15 protein-coding genes and 1 tRNA gene are annotated in these 18092 nt (G+C 67.4%); 10 read left to right on the top strand and 6 right to left on the bottom strand.

What is annotated here, in order from left to right:
• Positions 1 to 226: 226 nt before the first annotated feature.
• Entirely contained in the window at positions 227 to 1786 is a 1560-nt protein-coding gene (locus EPN51_RS24370; protein ID WP_293047773.1) for a helicase HerA-like domain-containing protein, read from the top strand.
• Positions 1787 to 2004: 218 nt separating this feature from the next.
• Here the strand turns inward: EPN51_RS24370 and cmrA are convergent, their stop codons facing one another.
• The gene (cmrA, locus tag EPN51_RS24365) at positions 2005 to 2811 is read right to left on the bottom strand and encodes a mycolate reductase (RefSeq protein WP_293047771.1); all 807 of its coding nucleotides are present in this window, start codon (positions 2809 to 2811) and stop codon (positions 2005 to 2007) included.
• 68 nt (positions 2812 to 2879) lie between these two features.
• On the opposite strand from cmrA, the gene EPN51_RS24360 reads away from it, so the two are divergent.
• On the top strand, positions 2880 to 4232 hold the full coding sequence (locus EPN51_RS24360; protein ID WP_293047770.1) for an MFS transporter: 1353 nt from the start codon (positions 2880 to 2882) through the stop codon (positions 4230 to 4232).
• A gap of 3 nt (positions 4233 to 4235) precedes the next feature.
• Here EPN51_RS24360 and EPN51_RS24355 read toward each other — a convergent pair whose 3' ends face one another.
• Together EPN51_RS24355 and EPN51_RS24350 are read right to left on the bottom strand one after the other, a co-directional pair.
• The gene (locus EPN51_RS24355) at positions 4236 to 5015 is read right to left on the bottom strand and encodes an MmpS family transport accessory protein (RefSeq protein ID WP_293047768.1); all 780 of its coding nucleotides are present in this window, start codon (positions 5013 to 5015) and stop codon (positions 4236 to 4238) included.
• 63 nt (positions 5016 to 5078) lie between these two features.
• Complete coding sequence (locus EPN51_RS24350) at positions 5079 to 5735, bottom strand: TetR/AcrR family transcriptional regulator (protein ID WP_293047767.1); 657 nt, start codon at positions 5733 to 5735, stop codon at positions 5079 to 5081.
• Positions 5736 to 5930: 195 nt separating this feature from the next.
• Here EPN51_RS24350 and EPN51_RS24345 point away from each other — a divergent pair, with 195 nt between their 5' ends.
• The 8 genes from EPN51_RS24345 (at position 5931) to EPN51_RS24310 (ending at position 15654) form a co-directional block, all read left to right on the top strand.
• On the top strand, positions 5931 to 7520 hold the full coding sequence (locus EPN51_RS24345; protein ID WP_293047794.1) for a carboxyl transferase domain-containing protein: 1590 nt from the start codon (positions 5931 to 5933) through the stop codon (positions 7518 to 7520).
• A gap of 5 nt (positions 7521 to 7525) precedes the next feature.
• Entirely contained in the window at positions 7526 to 9523 is a 1998-nt protein-coding gene (locus tag EPN51_RS24340; protein WP_293047766.1) for an acetyl/propionyl/methylcrotonyl-CoA carboxylase subunit alpha, read from the top strand.
• The gene (locus tag EPN51_RS24335; protein WP_293047763.1) at positions 9520 to 10686 is read left to right on the top strand and encodes an acyl-CoA dehydrogenase family protein; all 1167 of its coding nucleotides are present in this window, start codon (positions 9520 to 9522) and stop codon (positions 10684 to 10686) included. The genes EPN51_RS24340 and EPN51_RS24335 overlap by 4 nt, the downstream gene beginning before the upstream one ends.
• A complete protein-coding gene (locus tag EPN51_RS24330) occupies positions 10683 to 11264 on the top strand; it encodes a MaoC family dehydratase (protein WP_293047762.1) in 582 nt (193 codons plus the stop codon). Before EPN51_RS24335 ends, EPN51_RS24330 begins: the two co-directional genes overlap by 4 nt.
• Entirely contained in the window at positions 11261 to 12082 is an 822-nt protein-coding gene (locus EPN51_RS24325) for a CoA ester lyase (protein ID WP_293047760.1), read from the top strand. The genes EPN51_RS24330 and EPN51_RS24325 overlap by 4 nt, the downstream gene beginning before the upstream one ends.
• A 246-nt stretch (positions 12083 to 12328) precedes the next feature.
• Positions 12329 to 13411: a pyruvate dehydrogenase (acetyl-transferring) E1 component subunit alpha gene (gene pdhA, locus EPN51_RS24320; RefSeq protein ID WP_293047791.1), complete on the top strand. Its 1083-nt coding sequence runs from the start codon at positions 12329 to 12331 to the stop codon at positions 13409 to 13411.
• Positions 13412 to 13420: 9 nt separating this feature from the next.
• Positions 13421 to 14476: a 3-methyl-2-oxobutanoate dehydrogenase subunit beta gene (gene bkdB, locus EPN51_RS24315; RefSeq protein ID WP_293047759.1), complete on the top strand. Its 1056-nt coding sequence runs from the start codon at positions 13421 to 13423 to the stop codon at positions 14474 to 14476.
• On the top strand, positions 14473 to 15654 hold the full coding sequence (locus tag EPN51_RS24310) for a dihydrolipoamide acetyltransferase family protein (protein ID WP_293047757.1): 1182 nt from the start codon (positions 14473 to 14475) through the stop codon (positions 15652 to 15654). The genes bkdB and EPN51_RS24310 overlap by 4 nt, the downstream gene beginning before the upstream one ends.
• 103 nt (positions 15655 to 15757) lie before the next feature.
• Here the strand turns inward: EPN51_RS24310 and EPN51_RS24305 are convergent, their stop codons facing one another.
• From EPN51_RS24305 to EPN51_RS24295, 3 genes are all read right to left on the bottom strand, one after another.
• Complete coding sequence (locus EPN51_RS24305) at positions 15758 to 16528, bottom strand: enoyl-CoA hydratase (RefSeq protein ID WP_293047756.1); 771 nt, start codon at positions 16526 to 16528, stop codon at positions 15758 to 15760.
• Positions 16529 to 16970: 442 nt separating this feature from the next.
• Entirely contained in the window at positions 16971 to 17381 is a 411-nt protein-coding gene (locus EPN51_RS24300) for a hypothetical protein (protein ID WP_293047754.1), read from the bottom strand.
• A gap of 474 nt (positions 17382 to 17855) precedes the next feature.
• Positions 17856 to 17929 (bottom strand) — tRNA-Arg (locus EPN51_RS24295).
• Between the last annotated feature and the right edge of the window lie 163 nt (positions 17930 to 18092).

Genomic DNA, 18092 nt, shown 5'->3' with positions numbered 1-18092 from the left:
ATTGGGCTAGTGGCGATCGCAAGTGCGGCGGAGCCGGGCGCGGCGGGTCGCCACCATTGGGCTAGTGGCGATCGCAAGTGCGGCGGAGCCGGGCGCGGCGGGTCGCCACCATTGGGCTAGGCGCAGCAGGCGTCAACGCCGGGCCTCGCCCCCGGATCCGCCCGCGAAGTAGGGTGAGCGTTGTCGAACTGCATGCCGAATCACTGGGGAAGAGGGGCGCAGCACGATGAGCACCGATTCAGCGGCAACGCCGGCGAGCCGCATCGCGGACGGGTACGCGGTCGACGGCCAGGCACTGGAATTGGGCACCGTCGTGGTCGACGGCGCCGCCGATCCGACGGCGCAGATCCGCATTCCGCTGGCCACCGTGAACAGGCACGGCCTGGTGGCCGGCGCCACCGGAACCGGCAAGACCAAAACCCTGCAGCTGATCGCCGAACAGCTCAGCGCCGCGGGCGTACCCGTGCTGATGGCCGACGTGAAGGGCGACCTGTCCGGGCTGTCCAAACCGGGGGAGGGCGACGACAGGACCGCAGCGCGTGCCCACGACACCGGCGACACGTGGGAGCCGACGGCGTTCCCGGTGGAGTTCCTGTCGCTGGGCACCGACGGAGTCGGAGTGCCCATCAGGGCCACCGTCGCCAGCTTCGGCCCGGTCCTGCTGTCAAAGGTGTTGGGGCTCAATACTACTCAAGAATCGACGTTGGGGCTGATCTTCCACTGGGCCAAGGAAAGGAATTACCCGCTGGTCACCCTGGCCAACCTGCGTGACGCCATCACGCACCTGACCAGCGATGAGGGCAAGGAAGATCTGAAATCCCTTGGCGGAGTGTCGTCCACGACGGCCGGTGTCATCCTGCGCGCGCTGGTGAACCTCGAGGGCGAGGGCGGCGACACGTTTTTCGGCGAGCCGAAGCTCGACCCGAACGATCTGCTGCGCGTCGAGCAGGGCCGCGGCATCATCTCGCTGCTGGAGTTCGGCGGTCAGTCGTTGCGCCCGGTCATCTTCTCCACCTTCCTGATGTGGCTGCTGGCCGACCTGTTCACCGTCCTGCCCGAGGTCGGCGACGTGGACAAGCCGAAGCTGGTGTTCTTCTTCGACGAGGCGCACCTGTTGTTCGCCGATGCGTCCAAGGCCTTCCTCGAGCAGGTCGAGCAGACCGTGAAGCTGATCCGCTCGAAGGGCGTCGGGGTGTTTTTCTGCACCCAGTTGCCCACCGATCTGCCCAACGACGTGCTGTCCCAGCTGGGCGCGCGGATTCAGCACGCGCTGCGGGCGTTCACCCCCGACGACCAGAAGGCGCTGTCCAGGACCGTGCGCACCTACCCGAAAACCGATGTCTACGATCTGGAATCGGCGTTGACGTCGCTGGGGATCGGCGAGGCCGTCGTGACCGTGCTGTCCGAGAAGGGCTCGCCCACCCCGGTCGCGTGGACCCGGATGCGGGTGCCCCGCTCGCTGATGGCGTCGATCGGCAACGACGCGATCGGGTCCGCGGCCAAAGACAGTCCACTGCAAGCGAAGTACGGCCAAACGGTTTCCCAACCGGCGCAGCCGTCGGCCCCGCCGGCCGCGCCGCCGCAAGCTCAGTCCGACTACCCACCCGTCCCGGCGAATGACCCGGTTCCGCCGATGCCGGAGCCCGCTGAGCCGGCGGGGCCGCGGGGCCCGTCGATGTGGGAGGAAGTGCTGCAGAACCCGACGGTGAAAAGCGGCATCAATACGGCGATACGCGAAGCGGTGAAAGGCATTTTCGGCGGCACCGGCCGTCGCCGTCGCAAGTAAGCGCGGCCGTTCGTCGCGAGCGTAACCTGGCTGCGAAAATTCGGGCCTCAAGTCGCAGCCACGTTACGCTCGCGAGCGGGTGGTGGGCGCCGGCGGCCGTCGCCGCAAGTGGCATGGGCCGCTTCTCGCGGGCGTAACGCCACGGTGAATAACTTGGCTCGAAACCGCCCCTGCGTTACGCGCGTGGACGGGAGGCGCCCCAGCTCGCAAGTAAGCGCCTACCCGCCGCCGAGCTTCTTGTAGAACGCACCCACGATGGGCGCCACGATGGCGCGCGGGGCGTACCCGCTCGCCACCGACATGGCCTTGGACGTCAGGCCGGGAACAACGCGCATCTTGTTGCGGCCCAACGCATCCAGCGACACCCGAGCGGTGTGCTCCGTCGAGATCCACAGGAAGTCCGGCACCAGCCGCTCGACGATCGACGCTTCGGTGTCGGCCGGCAGGTCGGTGCGGACCGGGCCGGGCGCCAGCAGTGTCACGTTGACGCCGGACCCGCGAAGTTCACCGCGCAGCGATTCGGCGAAGGTATTCACGAACGCCTTGGTGGCAGCGTAGGTGGCGTTGAAGGGGATCGGCGAATTACCGGCCGCCGAACCGGAAATCAGGATTCCGCCGGCCTTTCGCTCGACCATGCCGGGCAACACCGCCAACGTAAGGTCGTGCACCCCTAGGATATTCAGCTGCAATTGCGCCTTCTCGCCGGCCGGATCGAGCGTGGCAACCGGCCCGAAGGTCGCGGTACCCGCATTGGCGCACAGGATCGAGACGGGGCGGGCGGCCAGTTCGTCACACAGTTTCGCGCGGTCGCCCGGGTCGGCCAAATCGGCGGGTCGCACCTCGACGGTGACGCGATACTTGTCGGTCAGGCGGGCGGCGAGATCCTTGAGCAGGTCTTCGCGTCGCGCGGTGACTATCAGATTGTGTCCGCGGGCGGCGAGTTCGGTGGCGAGCGCTGCACCGATGTTCTGCGAAGCTCCGGTGACAACGGCGCGCGCCTCGGGGCTTGGGGCGGGGATCGGCATGCGCCAATCGTAGACAGCCGGCGAATCGGAATCCGCGGGCGATCGGGAGCGCCGCTAGAGTGCCGGTCATGAGTCAGCCGGAGTTGCGTTCCGCCGGCCCCGTGCGATCTCACGTGGTGGCGTGGGCACTCTGGGACTGCGGCTCGACCGGCCTGAACGCGATCGTGGCCACCTTCGTCTTCGCCGTGTATCTGACCAGCAGCGTTGGGGTGGGCATCGCGGGCAGCACCACGCCGGCGAGCTGGCTGGGCCGGGCGGCGGCCATCGCGGGCCTGACCGTCGCGCTGCTGGCGCCTGCCGTCGGCGTGTGGGTGGAGTCTCCGCAGCGCAGGCGGCTGGCCCTGAGCGTGCTGACCGCCGCGGCGGTGACGCTGACCTGCTTGATGTTCTTCATCCGCGATCAACCCGGCTACCTGTGGGCGGGTCTGGTGCTGCTGGGGGCAACGGCGGCCTGCGGTGACCTGGCCAGCGTCCCGTACAACGCCATGCTGCGCCAGCTTTCGACGCCGCAGACGGCCGGCCGGATATCCGGGTTCGGCTGGGCGGCGGGTTACGGCGGCAGCGTCCTGCTGTTGCTGGTGATCTACACCGGCTTCATCTCCGGATCGGGCTCGGGACCGGACGCGACGCGGGGCCTGCTGCGAATTCCCTTGCAGGACGGGCTTTATGTCCGTGAGGCGATGGTGGTGGCCGCGGCCTGGCTGGCGCTGTTCGCGCTGCCGTTGCTGTTCGTCGTACACCGGCTGACGGCGTCGGCGGAGGTGTATCAGCCCACGAGCATGTTGGGCGGTTACCGCAAACTGTGGACGGAGGTCTCCGCGGAATGGCGGCGCGACCGCAACCTGGTGTACTTCCTGGTCGCCAGCGCGCTGTTCCGGGATGGGCTGGCGGCCATCTTCGCCTTCGGCGCGGTGCTCGGCGTCAACGTCTACGGCATCTCCCAGGCGAACGTGCTGATTTTCGGGGTGGCTGCCTGCGTCGTCGCCGCGGTGGGTGCGGTGCTGGGCGGGTTCGTCGACCACCGAGTCGGATCGAAACCGGTGATCGTGGCCTCGCTGCTCGCGATCGTGACCCTGGGACTGACCTTGATGGTGTCGTCCGGGCCGGTGGCCTTCTGGGTGTGCGGGCTGCTGCTGTGCATGTTCATCGGACCGACGCAGTCGTCGTCGCGCGCCCTGTTGCTGCAGATGGCCAGACACGGCAGGGAAGGGGTCGCGTTCGGTCTCTACACCATGACCGGACGAGCGGTGGCGTTCCTGGCGCCGTGGCTGTTCTCGGTGTTCGTCGACGTATTCGGTGCCGTGCGCGCCGGCCTTGGCGGGATTTCGCTGGTACTGATCGCCGGGCTGCTCGCGATGCTGGTGGTCCGTGTTCCGCAGCGCAGCGCCCCGATCACCGAACCCGTGGCCGATGTCGCGTAGGGCTCAGCCCCGGGCGTCGCAGATCGTCAGCCCCCCGCCGGAGCGCTTGCTCACCTGAACTCCGTTGACGGTGACCGTGCAGGTGACCGTGTGACCGATGTTGACGATCGTGACGTTCGCCGGGTGGACCGCCGACTTCGACAGGCTGACCTGCTTGCTCCACGGCAGCGCGACGTTGAATTCGGTCTGGATGAGGTCACCGACGTCGATGTACATGATGCTGATCGCGCGACCTTCGCCCGTGACGGTGTAGACGACGTCCTGTGCTGCCGCCGGACCGGTCGTCGGGGTGGGCATCTCGGGGCCGCTCGTCGGCGGTATCGGCGCCGGGATGAGGGACGGTGACTTGCGCGTCGACGATGTCGGGGCCTCCGGACTCGGCTCGGGCATCGCGGGCAACGGCGGAACGGCGGTCTGGGTCTTGATCGCGTCGTTCGCGAGCGCCAGCGCGATCACCAAGGCGACGACCAGCAGCACCGCCGCGCCGGCGGCGATCCACAGCCAGCGCGGCGATTTCGGCCCTCCGGGCGGCGGGGGCGCCATCCCCTGCGAGTGCAGTTCGTCCGATGCAGGAACCTCTTGCTGCCAGTACGCCGGCAGCCGCCTTGTCGTGTCCGTCTCGTTGGCCGTGGGCGCCCAGGGCGACGTCGTCCCGCCATAGGTGGAGGCGTACGGCGTCTGGTCGGCGTATGCGGGATCAGCGGGCGGGGCGTACCCCGGCTGCTGCGGTCCCGGTAGCGATGGACTAAACCGCTCGGTGGGACGTGAATCGTTCATGTCCACCTCATGGCTTGCAGGGTACCTGGGCTGAGCGCGCAAGCGCTTACTCACCTGACGGCGGGGAGCTCAGGGGCACTGGTTTCCGGCCGCGAGCGCGGCGATCGTCATCGCCCGCATGACGGCGCGCGATCGGGCGGCGCGGACGGTTTTGCTGCGTGACGCATCGGGGGATTTCATGCTGTGCGGCGTCGAATTCAGCAGGCCGAACACGGCGTGCGCGGTCAGCCGGGCATCGGCCTCGGCCAGTTCCGGGTTCAACTCGCGCAGGACCCCCACCCAGACCTCCACATATTGGCGTTGCGCCTTGCGCACCTGCTTTTCGGCCGGCGCGGGCAGATACGCCAGGTCGCGATCTTGGATGCGGATCAGGTCGGGTTCGGTCAGGGCGAAGTCGAGATGGAAGTCGATCAGGCCCTCCAGCGCGACGCCGGCATCGGCGCTGCCGGTCCGCACCTGCCGGGCGCCGGCGAGCAGCCGGGTGCTGATGCCCACCAGCAACTCGACAAGTAGCGACTCTTTGTTGGGGAAATGGCGGTAGATGGCCGGGCCGCTGACACCGGCCGCGGCGCCGATGTCTTCGAGCCGCACCGCGAGAAATCCGCGTTCGGCGAACAGCCGCTCGGCGGCCGACAGCAGTTGAAGGCGGCGGTCGGATTTCAACTGGCTCCGACGATTTGGGGCGTCAGCGGAACCGGCCTGGCCTTCGGAGGCAGACGTTGTCATGACGGACCTCCGTGTGGTGAATCGTCACCAACGTAGCACGAGTTATTCGCTATTAACTCGCCATAGTCGCCGGCTACGGTCCGCCCTGGACCGGCAACGGCGGCAATGGTATTCTCGATTTCTGAGTTAATGGACATTAACTCAAAGGCTGGACCACGCTATGGCAAGGAGGCTGCTGCGGCGATGGACAAGGTGATGACCTCGCCCGCGAAGGCTCCTGAGGCGTCTTTCGCCGACGAGCACCGCCGCCTGGTCGGTGAGCTGAACACCCGGCTGGCCGCGGCGGCGCGCGGCGGCAGCGAGCGCGCGCGGGAACGCCACGTCAGCCGCGGGAAATTATTGCCGCGCGAACGGGTGGACCGCCTGCTCGACCCCGGTAGTCCGTTTTTGGAGCTCTCACCGCTGGCCGCCGACGGCATGTACGACGACGAATCTCCGGGAGCCGGCATCATCACCGGGATCGGCCGCGTGTCGGAGCGCGAGTGCGTCATTGTCGCCAACGATGCGACGGTCAAGGGTGGCACCTACTACCCGATGACGGTCAAAAAGCACCTGCGCGCGCAGGAGGTGGCGCTGCAGAACCGGCTGCCGTGCATCTACCTGGTGGACTCCGGCGGGGCCTTCCTGCCGCGGCAAGACGAGGTCTTTCCCGACCGGGAGCATTTCGGGCGCATCTTCTTCAATCAGGCGACCATGAGCGCCAAGGGAATTCCGCAAGTGGCCGCGGTGCTGGGCTCCTGCACGGCGGGCGGCGCCTACGTGCCGGCCATGAGCGATGAGGCCGTCATCGTCCGCGAGCAGGGCACGATCTTTTTGGGCGGCCCGCCACTGGTCAAGGCGGCGACCGGCGAGATCGTGTCGGCCGAGGAACTCGGCGGCGGCGACCTGCATTCGCGGGTTTCCGGGGTCACCGACCACCTCGCCGACGACGACGAGCACGCGTTGCGGATCGTCCGCTCGATCGCGGCCACGTTCGGCCCGCGTGAGCACAGCCCGTGGGAGGTGCGGCCCCCGATGCCGCCCAAGTGTGCACAGACACAGCTCTACGACGTGGTGCCGCCGGACCCGCGGGTGCCCTACGACGTGCATGAGGTCATCGTCCGGCTGGTCGACGGCGGCGAATTCAGCGAGTTCAAGGCCAACTACGGCAAGACGCTGGTGACCGCGTTCGCGCACATCCACGGCCACCCGGTAGGGATCGTGGCCAACAATGGTGTGCTCTTCAGCGAATCCGCTTTGAAGGGTGCGCATTTCATCGAGCTGTGCGACAAGCGCAAGATCCCGCTGCTGTTTTTGCAGAACATCGCCGGCTTCATGGTCGGCCGGGATTACGAGGCCGGCGGCATCGCCAAGCACGGTGCCAAGATGGTCACCGCTGTCGCCTGCGCCCGGGTGCCCAAACTGACCGTCGTGATCGGCGGATCCTATGGGGCGGGCAACTATTCGATGTGCGGTCGGGCGTACTCGCCACGCTTCTTGTGGATGTGGCCCAACGCCCGGATCTCGGTGATGGGTGGCGAACAGGCCGCATCCGTGCTGGCCACCGTGCGCGGCGAGCAGCTCACCGCGGCGGGCAAACCATGGTCCGCGGACGAGGAAGAGGCGTTCAAGGCGCCCATTCGCGGGCAGTACGAGGACCAGGGCAACCCGTACTACTCGACGGCCCGGCTGTGGGACGACGGGATCATCGACCCGGCCGATACGAGAACATTTGTCGGACTGGCTCTTTCGGTGTGCGCCCAAGCACCGTTGGAACCCGTCTCCTATGGCGTCTTCCGGATGTGAGTGCAGTGTTCGAGACCGTATTGGTGGCCAACCGCGGGGAGATCGCGGTGCGGGTGATCCGGACGTTGCGCCGGCTGGGGATCCGGTCCGTGGCCGTCTACAGCGATCCCGACGACGGCGCGCGGCACGTCCTCGAGGCCGACGAAGCGGTCCGGTTGGGGCCCGCCGCGGCACGCGAGAGCTACCTGAACATCGACAAGGTCGTCGAGGCCGCGGTGCGCACCGGATCTCAAGCGATCCACCCGGGGTACGGATTCCTCTCCGAGAACGCCGATTTCGCCGCCGCATGCGAGCGTGCCGGGGTGGTGTTCCTGGGGCCGAGCCCGCGGGCGATTCGGGTGATGGGCGACAAGATCACCGCCAAGAACGCGGTTGCCGCCTTCGACGTCCCGGTGGTCCCCGGTGTGGCCAAACCGAGCCTGAGCGACGACGAGTTGGTCGCGGCCGCCGACGAGGTCGGATATCCGGTCCTGATCAAGCCGTCGGCGGGTGGCGGCGGCAAGGGCATGCACCTGGTGGAAGACCCGGCACGGCTGCGCGAGGCACTGGTCAGTGCCCGCCGGGAGGCGGCCTCCGCATTCGGCGACGACACGCTGTTCCTGGAACGGTTTGTGTTGCGCCCCAGACACATCGAGGTGCAAGTGCTCGCCGACACGCACGGCAACGTCGTGCACCTGGGCGAGCGCGAGTGCAGCCTACAGCGGCGCCATCAGAAGGTGATCGAGGAGGCGCCGTCGCCGTTGCTGGATCCGGCGACACGGGCGCGCATCGGGGCGGCCGCCTGCAACACCGCGCGCAGCGTCGATTACGTCGGCGCGGGCACGGTCGAGTTCATCGTCTCCGCCGACCGTGCGGATGAGTTCTTCTTCATGGAAATGAACACCCGCCTGCAGGTTGAGCATCCGGTCACCGAAGCGGTCACCGGTCTGGACCTGGTCGAGTGGCAGCTGCGGGTCGCCGCCGGCGAGAAGCTGGTGTTCGCCCAGGACGACATCGAATTGCGCGGGCACGCGATCGAGGCCCGGGTGTACGCCGAAGATCCGGCGCGGGGATTCCTGCCCACCGGCGGTCGGGTGCTGCGGGTCTTCGAGCCCTCCGGGGACGGCGTGCGGGTCGACTCGTCGCTGCTGCCCGGCACGCTGGTCGGCAGTGACTACGACCCGATGCTGAGCAAGGTGATCGCCCACGGGGCCGACCGTGACGAGGCGCTGGCGAAACTCGACCGGGCGCTGAGCCACACGGTGATCCTGGGCGTGCAGACCAACATCGAATTTCTGCGGTTCCTGCTCGCCGACGAGCGGGTGCGGGCTGGCGACCTGGATACCGCCCTGCTCGATGAGCGGCTGGCGGACTTCGCCCCGCTGCCGGCCCCCGATGACGTGCTCGCGGCGGCCGGCCTCTACCGGCAGTCGGCTCTGGCCTTGCGCGCTCGCCGCTTCTCGGCCAATCCGTGGGCGGCACCCACGGGATGGCGAGTCGGCGGCGGCGCGGCACCGGTCCGCACCGATATGCGCACCCCGCTGCGCAGTGAGACGGTGTCGGTGTGGGGGCTTCCCGAGGCCGCCACGGTGCAGGTTGGTGAAGGGGAAACCCATTCGGCCGCTGTGCAAGTCGAGCGGACACACATGAGCGCGGTGATCGACGGCCTGCGCCGCGACTACCGATGGGCCGAAGCCGACCGGCATCTGTGGATCGCCGACGAGCGGGGGACCTGGCACCTGCGTGAAGCCGAGGAGAACAAAATTCATCGCGCCGCGGGTGCGCAGCGGGCCGAGATCCTCAGTCCCATGCCGGGCAACGTGATCGCCGTCCAAACCCCCTCCGGCATCGACGTTTCCGAGGGCGACGTCGTGGTCGTCGTCGAGGCGATGAAGATGGAGCACTCGCTGGCCGCACCGGTTTCCGGACAGGTGGAGGTCCTGGTCTCCGTCGGCGATCAGGTGACCGTGGATCAGGTACTGGCCCGGTTGATCCCGGAAGAAGAAAGCAAGGACGAGACATGACCACATCCATAACCGCGGGAACGTTACCCAAGGAATACGAAGACCTACGCGACACCGTTGCCGAATTCGCGCGCACCGTCGTCGCCCCGGTGTCGGCCAAACACGATGAGGAGCACAGCTTCCCGTATGAGGTGGTTGCCAAGATGGGGGAGATGGGCCTGTTCGGGCTGCCGTTCCCCGAGGAGTACGGCGGCATGGGCGGCGACTATTTCGCACTGTCGCTGGCGCTCGAGGAACTCGGCAAGGTCGACCAATCGGTGGCGATCACGCTGGAGGCCGGGGTCAGCCTCGGCGCGATGCCGATCTACCGGTTCGGCAACGACGAGCAGAAGCGCACGTGGCTGCCGGACCTGACCGCCGGCCGGGCGCTGGCGGGCTTCGGGCTCACCGAGCCCGGCGCCGGCTCCGACGCGGGTGCCACCCGCACCACCGCCCGGCTCGACAACGGCGAGTGGGTGATCAACGGCAGCAAGCAGTTCATCACCAACTCGGGAACCGACATCACCTCACTGGTCACCGTCACCGCCGTCACCGGTACCGTCGGCGCGGACAAAAAAGAGATCTCGACGATCATCGTGCCCAGCGGCACACCGGGATTCACCGTCGAACCGGTCTACAGCAAGGTGGGCTGGAACGCGTCGGACACTCATCCGCTGAGCTTCGCCGACGCGCGGGTACCGGAGGAGAACCTGCTGGGCGCCCGTGGCACGGGTTACGCAAACTTCCTGTCCATCCTGGACGAGGGCCGCATCGCGATCGCCGCGCTGGCGACCGGGGCGGCGCAGGGCTGTGTCGACGAGAGCGTCAAGTACGCCAACGAACGCCAATCGTTCGGCCAGCCGATCGGCTCCTATCAGGCGATCAGCTTCAAGATCGCCCGGATGGAGGCGCGTGCCCACGTCGCCCGCACGGCGTATTACGATGCCGCTGCAAAGATGTTGGCGAGCAAGCCCTTCAAGAAGGAGGCGGCGATCGCGAAGATGATCGCGTCGGAGGCGGCGATGGACAACGCCCGCGACGCAACCCAGATCCACGGGGGCTACGGCTTCATGAACGAGTACCCGGTGGCGCGTCACTACCGCGACAGCAAGATCCTCGAAATCGGCGAGGGCACCACCGAGGTGCAGCTGATGCTCATCGCGCGATCGCTGGGGCTGTCATGACCGACGGTAAGCGCGGCCCGACGGCCGGCGAGCGTGAATCTGGCGACGCGGCGTCGGCGCGTCCCGTCGCAGAATTCACAGTCGGCGGTGGACGGAGCATTGTCCAGCGTGGCTTGTGGTTTGAAGAGTTCGAGGTCGGCACCACCTACCTGCACCGGCCCGGCCGCACGGTCACCGAGGCCGACAACGTCTTGTTCACCACGCTGACCATGAACACCCAGTCGCTGCACCTCGACGCGGCCTGGGCCGCCGAGCAGCCGGGCTTTCGCGGCGAGCGCCTGGTGAACTCCATGTTCACTCTCTCCACGGTGGTGGGGCTGTCGGTGTCGCAGCTGACGCTCGGCACCATCGTGGCCAACCTCGGTTTCTCCGAGGTGTCCTTCCCCAAGCCCGTCTTCCACGGCGACACCCTGTACGCGGAAACGGTGTGTACGGCCAAGCGCGAATCGAAGAGCCGGCCCGGCGAAGGCATCGTCACCCTCGAGCACACCGGACGCAACCAGCACGGCGACGTCGTGGCGCGCGCCGCGCGCACCACGCTGGTCCAGAAGCGCCCGTCCGATCAGGAGGCCCAGTGAACCTGCACGACGCCGGTCCCGGATGGCTGTTCTGCCCGGCCGACCGCCCCGAACGTTTCGCGAAGGCCGCCGGCGCGGCCGACGTGGTGATCCTCGACCTCGAGGACGGCGTGGCCGAGGCGGACAAGCCCGCCGCCCGCAAGGCGTTGCAGGAGACACCGCTGGACCCCGAGCGCACCGTGGTGCGGATCAACGCGGCGGACACCGACGAATACCCCCGCGACCTCGAGGCCCTCGCCGGTACCGCCTACACCACGGTGATGCTGTCCAAGGCGGAATCGGCGGCGCAGGTGGAGGCATTGGCCCCGCGTGACGTGATCGCGCTGCTGGAGACCCCGCGCGGCGCGGTGTTCGCCACCGAAATCGCGGCGGCGCAGGGCACGGTGGGGCTGATGTGGGGCGCCGAGGACCTGGTCGCCACGCTCGGCGGCAGCTCCAGCCGCTGGGCCGACGGCACGTACCGCGACGTCGCCCACCACGTGCGGTCGACGGCCCTGCTCACCGCGTCCGCCTTCGGCCGGGTGGCGCTCGACGCGGTCCACCTGGATATCCGCGACCTCGACGGGCTGCGGGCCGAGGCCGAAGACGCCGTCGCGCTGGGATTCACCGGGACCGTGTGCATCCACCCGAGCCAGATCTCGGTGGTGCGCGGGGCGTATCGCCCCGGCGAGGACAAGCTGGACTGGGCCCGGCGGGTGTTGACGGCCGCGCGCAGCGAGCGAGGGGTCTTCGCGTTCGAAGGGCAGATGGTCGACTCGCCGGTGCTCAAGCACGCACAAATGATGTTGCGCAGGGCGGGTGAGACCGTCAACGGCTGACGGTCCCGCCGTTCGACGGCACCCGGGGCCGGGCGCGCGCGACACGCTCGGCAGTCTTCGCAATCAACGCGGTCTCTTCTCATTTGAGGGCATAATGGTGAATACGCCAGTGTCGCGGCGAGCGAAGTCTTTCGTGTAGCTGGCGATCGACATCCGCTCGCGGTAGGTCTCGGCTGACCGTTTGCTGTGACCCGCTGTGGCTCATGGGGCCACGCGGCACCCAGCGAGGGAGGCGGTGTGGCGCAGATGTCTCAGACGCCGATGACCGTCGACCTCGAACCGGTGCAGCTCGTCGCTGCCGATGGCTCACCGACATCCGAACGCCGCTACAGCCGTGAGCTTCCCGCAGAGACACTGGGCTGGCTTTACGAGATGATGGTGATCACCCGGGAACTCGACGGCGAATTCGTGAACCTCAAGCGGCAAGGGGAGTTGGCGCTCTTCGCATCCTGCCGTGGTCAGGAAGCCGCCCAGGTCGGTTCGGCGGCGTGCCTACGCAAAACCGACTGGTTGTTTCCCCAATATCGGGAACTGGGTGCTTTTTTGGTGCGCGGCATCCCACCCGGGCACGTCGGCGCCGTGTGGCGCGGAACCTGGCACGGCGGTCTGGAATTCACCAAGAAGTGCTGCGCCCCGCTTGCTATTCCGATCGGCACCCAGACCCTGCACGCCGTGGGCGCGGCGATGGCTTCCCAACGCCTGGGCGAAGATTCGGTGACGATGGCCTTCCTCGGCGACGGCGCCACCAGCACGGGAGACGTGCACGAGGCGCTGAACTTCGCCGCGGTGTTCACCACGCCCTGTGTGTTCTTCGTGCAGAACAACCAGTGGGCGATCTCGACGCCGCTCCACCGACAGACCGCCGCGCCCTCGCTGGCGCACAAGGCGATTGGCTACGGCATGCCCGGGATCCGGGTGGACGGCAATGATGTCTTGGCCTGCTATGCCGTGACGGCCGAGGCCGCCGCCCGGGCCCGCGCCGGTGGCGGACCGACGTTGATCGAGGCGGTCACCTACCGGCTGGGCCCGCACACCACGTCCGATGACCCGAGTCGATACCGGACGCAAGACGAAGTCGATCGCTGGGTGGCGCTGGACCCGATCCCGCGGTACCGCACCTATCTGCGCGGCCAGGGCCTGTGGTCAGAACGCTTGGAGGAAAGGGTCATTGGCCGCGCAACGCGAATGCGGTCCGAATTGCGCGACGCGGTGGTCGACGCCCCCGATTTCGACATCGATGAGGTGTTCACCTCGGTGTACGCCGAGATCACGCCGGAACTACAGGCGCAGCGTCAGCAGCTGCGGGCCGAACTCGACCGAAGTGATTGAGAGGCGTCGATGACTCAACTCGCCGATCGTCCGGCCGGCCACGACGAAACACTCACCGCGGCAGTGGACAACGTCGCGCTTGGTGCGCAGTCGTTGACCATGGTGCAGGCGCTCAACCGCGCCCTGCACGACGCGATGGCCGCCGACGATCGGGTGTTGGTCTTCGGCGAAGACGTCTCGGTCGCGGGAGGGGTGTTCCGGGTCACCGAAGGACTGGCCGAGGCCTTCGGCGAGGGCCGCTGCTTTGACACGCCGCTGGCGGAGTCCGCCATTGTCGGGATCGCGGTGGGGCTGGCGTTACGCGGTTTCGTACCGGTGCCCGAGATCCAGTTCGACGGGTTTTCCTACCCGGCTTTCGACCAGGTGGTCAGCCACCTGGCGAAGTACCGCACCCGTACCCGCGGCGAGATCAACATGCCGGTGACCGTGCGCATCCCCTCCTTCGGCGGAATCGGTGCCGCAGAACATCATTCGGACTCCCCCGAGTCATACTGGGTGCATACCGCGGGCTTGAAGGTGGTGGTGCCGTCCAGCCCGGCCGACGCGTATTGGCTGCTGCGTCACGCGATCGCGTGCCCGGACCCGGTCATGTACCTGGAGCCGAAGCGGCGCTACCAGGGCCGCGGCATGGTGGACACCACCCGGCCCGAACCACCGATCGGGCGAGCGATGGTGCGCCGGCCGGGCACCGACGTCACCGTCGTGACCTACGGCAGCTTGGTCAGCACGGCGGTCGGTGCCGCCGAAGAGGCGCAGCGCCAGCGTGGTTGGAGCCTGGAGGTCATCGATCTGCGGTCATTGGTTCCCCTGGACTTCGATACCGTCGCCACGTCGATCCGCCGGACCGGGCGCTGCGTGGTGATGCACGAGGGGCCGCGCGGCCTGGGGTATGGAGCGGATCTGGCCGCCCGCATTCAAGAGGAGCTGTTCTACGAACTGGAGGCGCCGGTGTTGCGCGCGTGCGGGTTTGACACCCCATACCCGCCGGCGCGGTTGGAGAAGTTGTGGCTACCCGGCCCCGACCGGCTGCTCGACTGCGTCGAGCGCGCTTTGGAACAGCCGTGAGCGGCCCGGCCGCGCAGCAGCGGATCAAGCCGTTTCGGGTCCCCGACCTCGGCGAGGGACTCGAAGAAGTGACGGTGACGCACTGGAACGTCGCGGTGGGCGACGACGTCGAGCTCAACCAGGTGTTGTGCACGGTGGAGACCGCCAAGGCCGAGGTGGAGATTCCCAGCCCGCACGCCGGACGGATCGTCGAAATGAACGGCGCTGAGGGCGATGTGCTCAAGGTGGGGGAGGTGCTGGTGCAGATCGACACGGCACCGGGCGGTGGCGCCCCTGCGGCGGTCGAGACGGAGCCACCCACACTGGTCGGCTATGGTGCCGATTCCGGTGTCGACAGCAGCCGGCGCATCAACCGTCCGCTGGCCGCCCCTCCGGTGCGCAAACTGGCCAAAGAATTGATGGTCGATCTCGCCTCGCTGCCGCACAGCGCCGGCACCATCATCACCCGCGAGGATGTGCTGTCGGCGGCCCGCGGAACCGGGAACGGGGCCGATGTCCGATCGGTCCATGGTGTGCAGGCGCGGATGGCGGAAAAGATGACCTTGTCGCACAAGGAGATTCCGGCCGCGAAGGTCACCGTCGAGGTGGACTGCACCGAGTTGCTGCGGCTGTCCGACCGGCTCCGTACGACCGATCAAGAGATAACGCCCTTCGTGCTGACGCTGCGACTGCTGATCATCGCGTTGCGCCACAACGAGATTTTGAACTCGACCTGGGCCGACTCCCCGCAGGGACCGCAGCTACGCGTCGACCATCGAGTGCACCTGGGCATCGCCGCGGCCACCGAACGTGGGCTGCTGGTCCCCGTCATCGCCGATGCCCACGGCAAGACGACCCGCGAACTGGCTTCTCGCGCAGCAGAACTGATCGCCGGCGCGCGCGAGGGCACCCTGGCGCCGGGGGAGCTGCGGGGCTCGACGTTCACCGTGTCGAACTTCGGGGCGTTGGGTGTGGACGACGGGGTGCCGGTGATCAATCACCCCGAGGCGGCCATCCTCGGGATGGGTGCCATCAAGCCGCGGCCGGTGGCCCTCGGCACCGAGGTCGTGGTGCGTCCGACGATGTCACTGACCTGTGTGTTCGACCACCGCATCGCCGACGGTGCACAAGCGGCCCAATTTGTCTGCGAGTTAAGGGATCTGATCGAGTCGCCCGGAACCGCCCTGCTGGATTTGTGACCCCCACACCGCGGTCGCCAGATATGGATCACGGCGATGCCGATCAGCGTGTGGTGTGCGTGGTGTCGGTGTCGCGGTGGTGCAGGCCGGCGTGCGCCCATACCTACTTGCGTTGCGCCGCGGCCAATCGCTGTGCGAATTCTGGTGACTGGATGGAATAGGCCTGCGGCCCAAGCTCGGCGCGCATGGCCTGCTGGTGTTGCTCGTGGTCAAGGGACCCCGGACTGATGGTGGCGCGCATGGTGGCCTTGGTCGCCAGCACCACCTCGCGCGGCGCCGCCGCCGGCCCAGCGGCCAGTTCCAGCGCCGCACCGACGGGATCGTCGGCGATATGCAGCGCCAGCCCATGCCGCACCGCGGCTTCGGCGTCAAAGCGCATGCCGAACAGCAGGGCGGCGCGGGCGACCTGTGGGCCGACCGCCCGCTGCAGCATCCAGGTCGCGCCCCCGCCCGGGTGTAGCCCCAGCTTCTGGAATCGCGCATCGAACAGGGCGGCGGGTCCGGCGATGCGCACGTCGGCGGCCAGGGCCAGATTCAGACCTGCCCCGACGGCCGCGCCGTTGACCGCGGCGATGGTGGGGAGCCGGCAACTACCGATGGCCATGAATCCGTCATAAAGCTGCTGTAGGCCGGTCTCGGCCGCTCCGCCGCCCGCGGCCCCCAGGGCACTGAGGTCGGCGCCCGCGCAGAACGCCTTGCCGGCCCCCGTGACCACGACGGCGTGCACATCGGGATCGGCTTCGGCCCGCTCGACGGCCTCGCGCAGTAGCACCGACATCTCGGCGGTAACCGCGTTGCGCCGGTCGGGATCGTTGACGGTGATGAGCGCGACGCGGTTGTCGACGTCGAGCAAGACGGGATCGGACTGGGCCATAGCGGGCACCTCCGGGTTTGGTTTTGGGTTGCGGGTCCGCCTGACCCACCGGTTCGTTCGGGGGCAGCGTGACGGGCGAGGTAAGGGTACTGCGCCACCCCGGTAGGGCATCGGCCGGTGTGAGCGCGATTAGCAGGCGACGCAGGAAAGGGCGGCCGAACCAAACATCGGCGACCGATTTTATTGGACGACTCCCGGGCTGAACGCCATTTGCGGGCGCCTGCGGTTCCGCCAGCGTGAAGTCGCGCAAACACGATAATCTTTGCGGGCACGCGACGGAAGTCGGAATCTACGACTAATGATGTGTTTATCAAAACGTGATGTGCAACTTTTGGGCCGCGGCCGCCGGTCTCCGGAAAGACCTGGGCAAACGCACGACGCGCCAGCCCTCGGCGAGATGGCGGCAGAGCTCGCCCGGGACCCGGGTGGACTCGCCGAACAACTAGGACTCGGGTTTCGCCAACCTCTTAGCCAGCTCATTGAGTTCGGCCTGACGCTCACGCACCGCACACCCCCGCTGATCCAGGCGCGCTCCCTGGAGGATGGCCCGCGGCAGCGCGTTGCTACGCAACTTGATGTTGGCGTAATGGATTGCGGCATCAATCATTTCGATGTAGTGCTCCGCGTCATGCTCCGAGCAGGAGCCCTCGATGCGCTGAACTTCGTCCCAGCAAGGATACGAGGAGTACCGGGCATCGAGTTGTTGCTGCGATACCTGAGATCCGAAGTAACATCGCCAGTCCCGGCTCAGCCAGCCCCTCGTCTTCACTTCAACTTTGATGCGACTACCAACGCCGGCTATGAATCTCGGCTCCCCGACACGCACCACCGGCTGCCAGTCATTCGACGCCATATATCGCCAACCCCTCGAAGAGAAGACGCCCTAACTAATAATCTCCCCGAGGGCGTCAACTGCTCGTCGTGACACGCTGCTCCCAGAATACTAAATCCGCAAACTCGTGAAAGCCATGTTGACTTCTCCGGGCACCGGACGGTATACCGGCCGCCGAATAACCATTGCCACCGGTTCCGCGTATGCGCTTTACGGGTCGTGATTTCGCCCGCAAATGTCGCCGTGACCTGCATCACGACGCCACTTGGAGCGTGTGCCGGCAGTTGCGTGAGAAAGCCCGGTGGACCGCCGAGGACGAGCTGGTGAAGATGGGCGTCGAGTCCTCCCGCGGCGCGGTCTGGAAGCCCCACGCGGTCAAGGACCGCAACCTTCTCACTGGTCAGAACCCGGGCCTCCGCCGCGCCGCTCGCACAAGACTTCATGAGAGAACTAGGTCGCTGAAGCAAGCTGAAACACGCTGAGACAAGCGATCGGTGCCCCCGGCACGACTCGAACGTGCGACCTAGGGATTAGAAGGCCCTTGCTCTATCCACCTGAGCTACGGAGGCAATGTGCAGGTCAGTCTATCCAACTGTGTCCGCCGATCCGATTCTCCGCCGCCACGCGCGCGAAAAGCCTTCCCGCGCCGTGTCTATCGGTTATCGTGATCAACCTCGACACACGTACAACATCGGCCGGCCATCGGCCGTTAACCGCAGCGAGGCGTGTGCA

Source organism: Mycobacterium sp., from assembly GCF_004298145.1.
Lineage (GTDB): Bacteria > Actinomycetota > Actinomycetes > Mycobacteriales > Mycobacteriaceae > Mycobacterium.
This window is presented reverse-complemented; position numbering and strand designations above follow the sequence as displayed.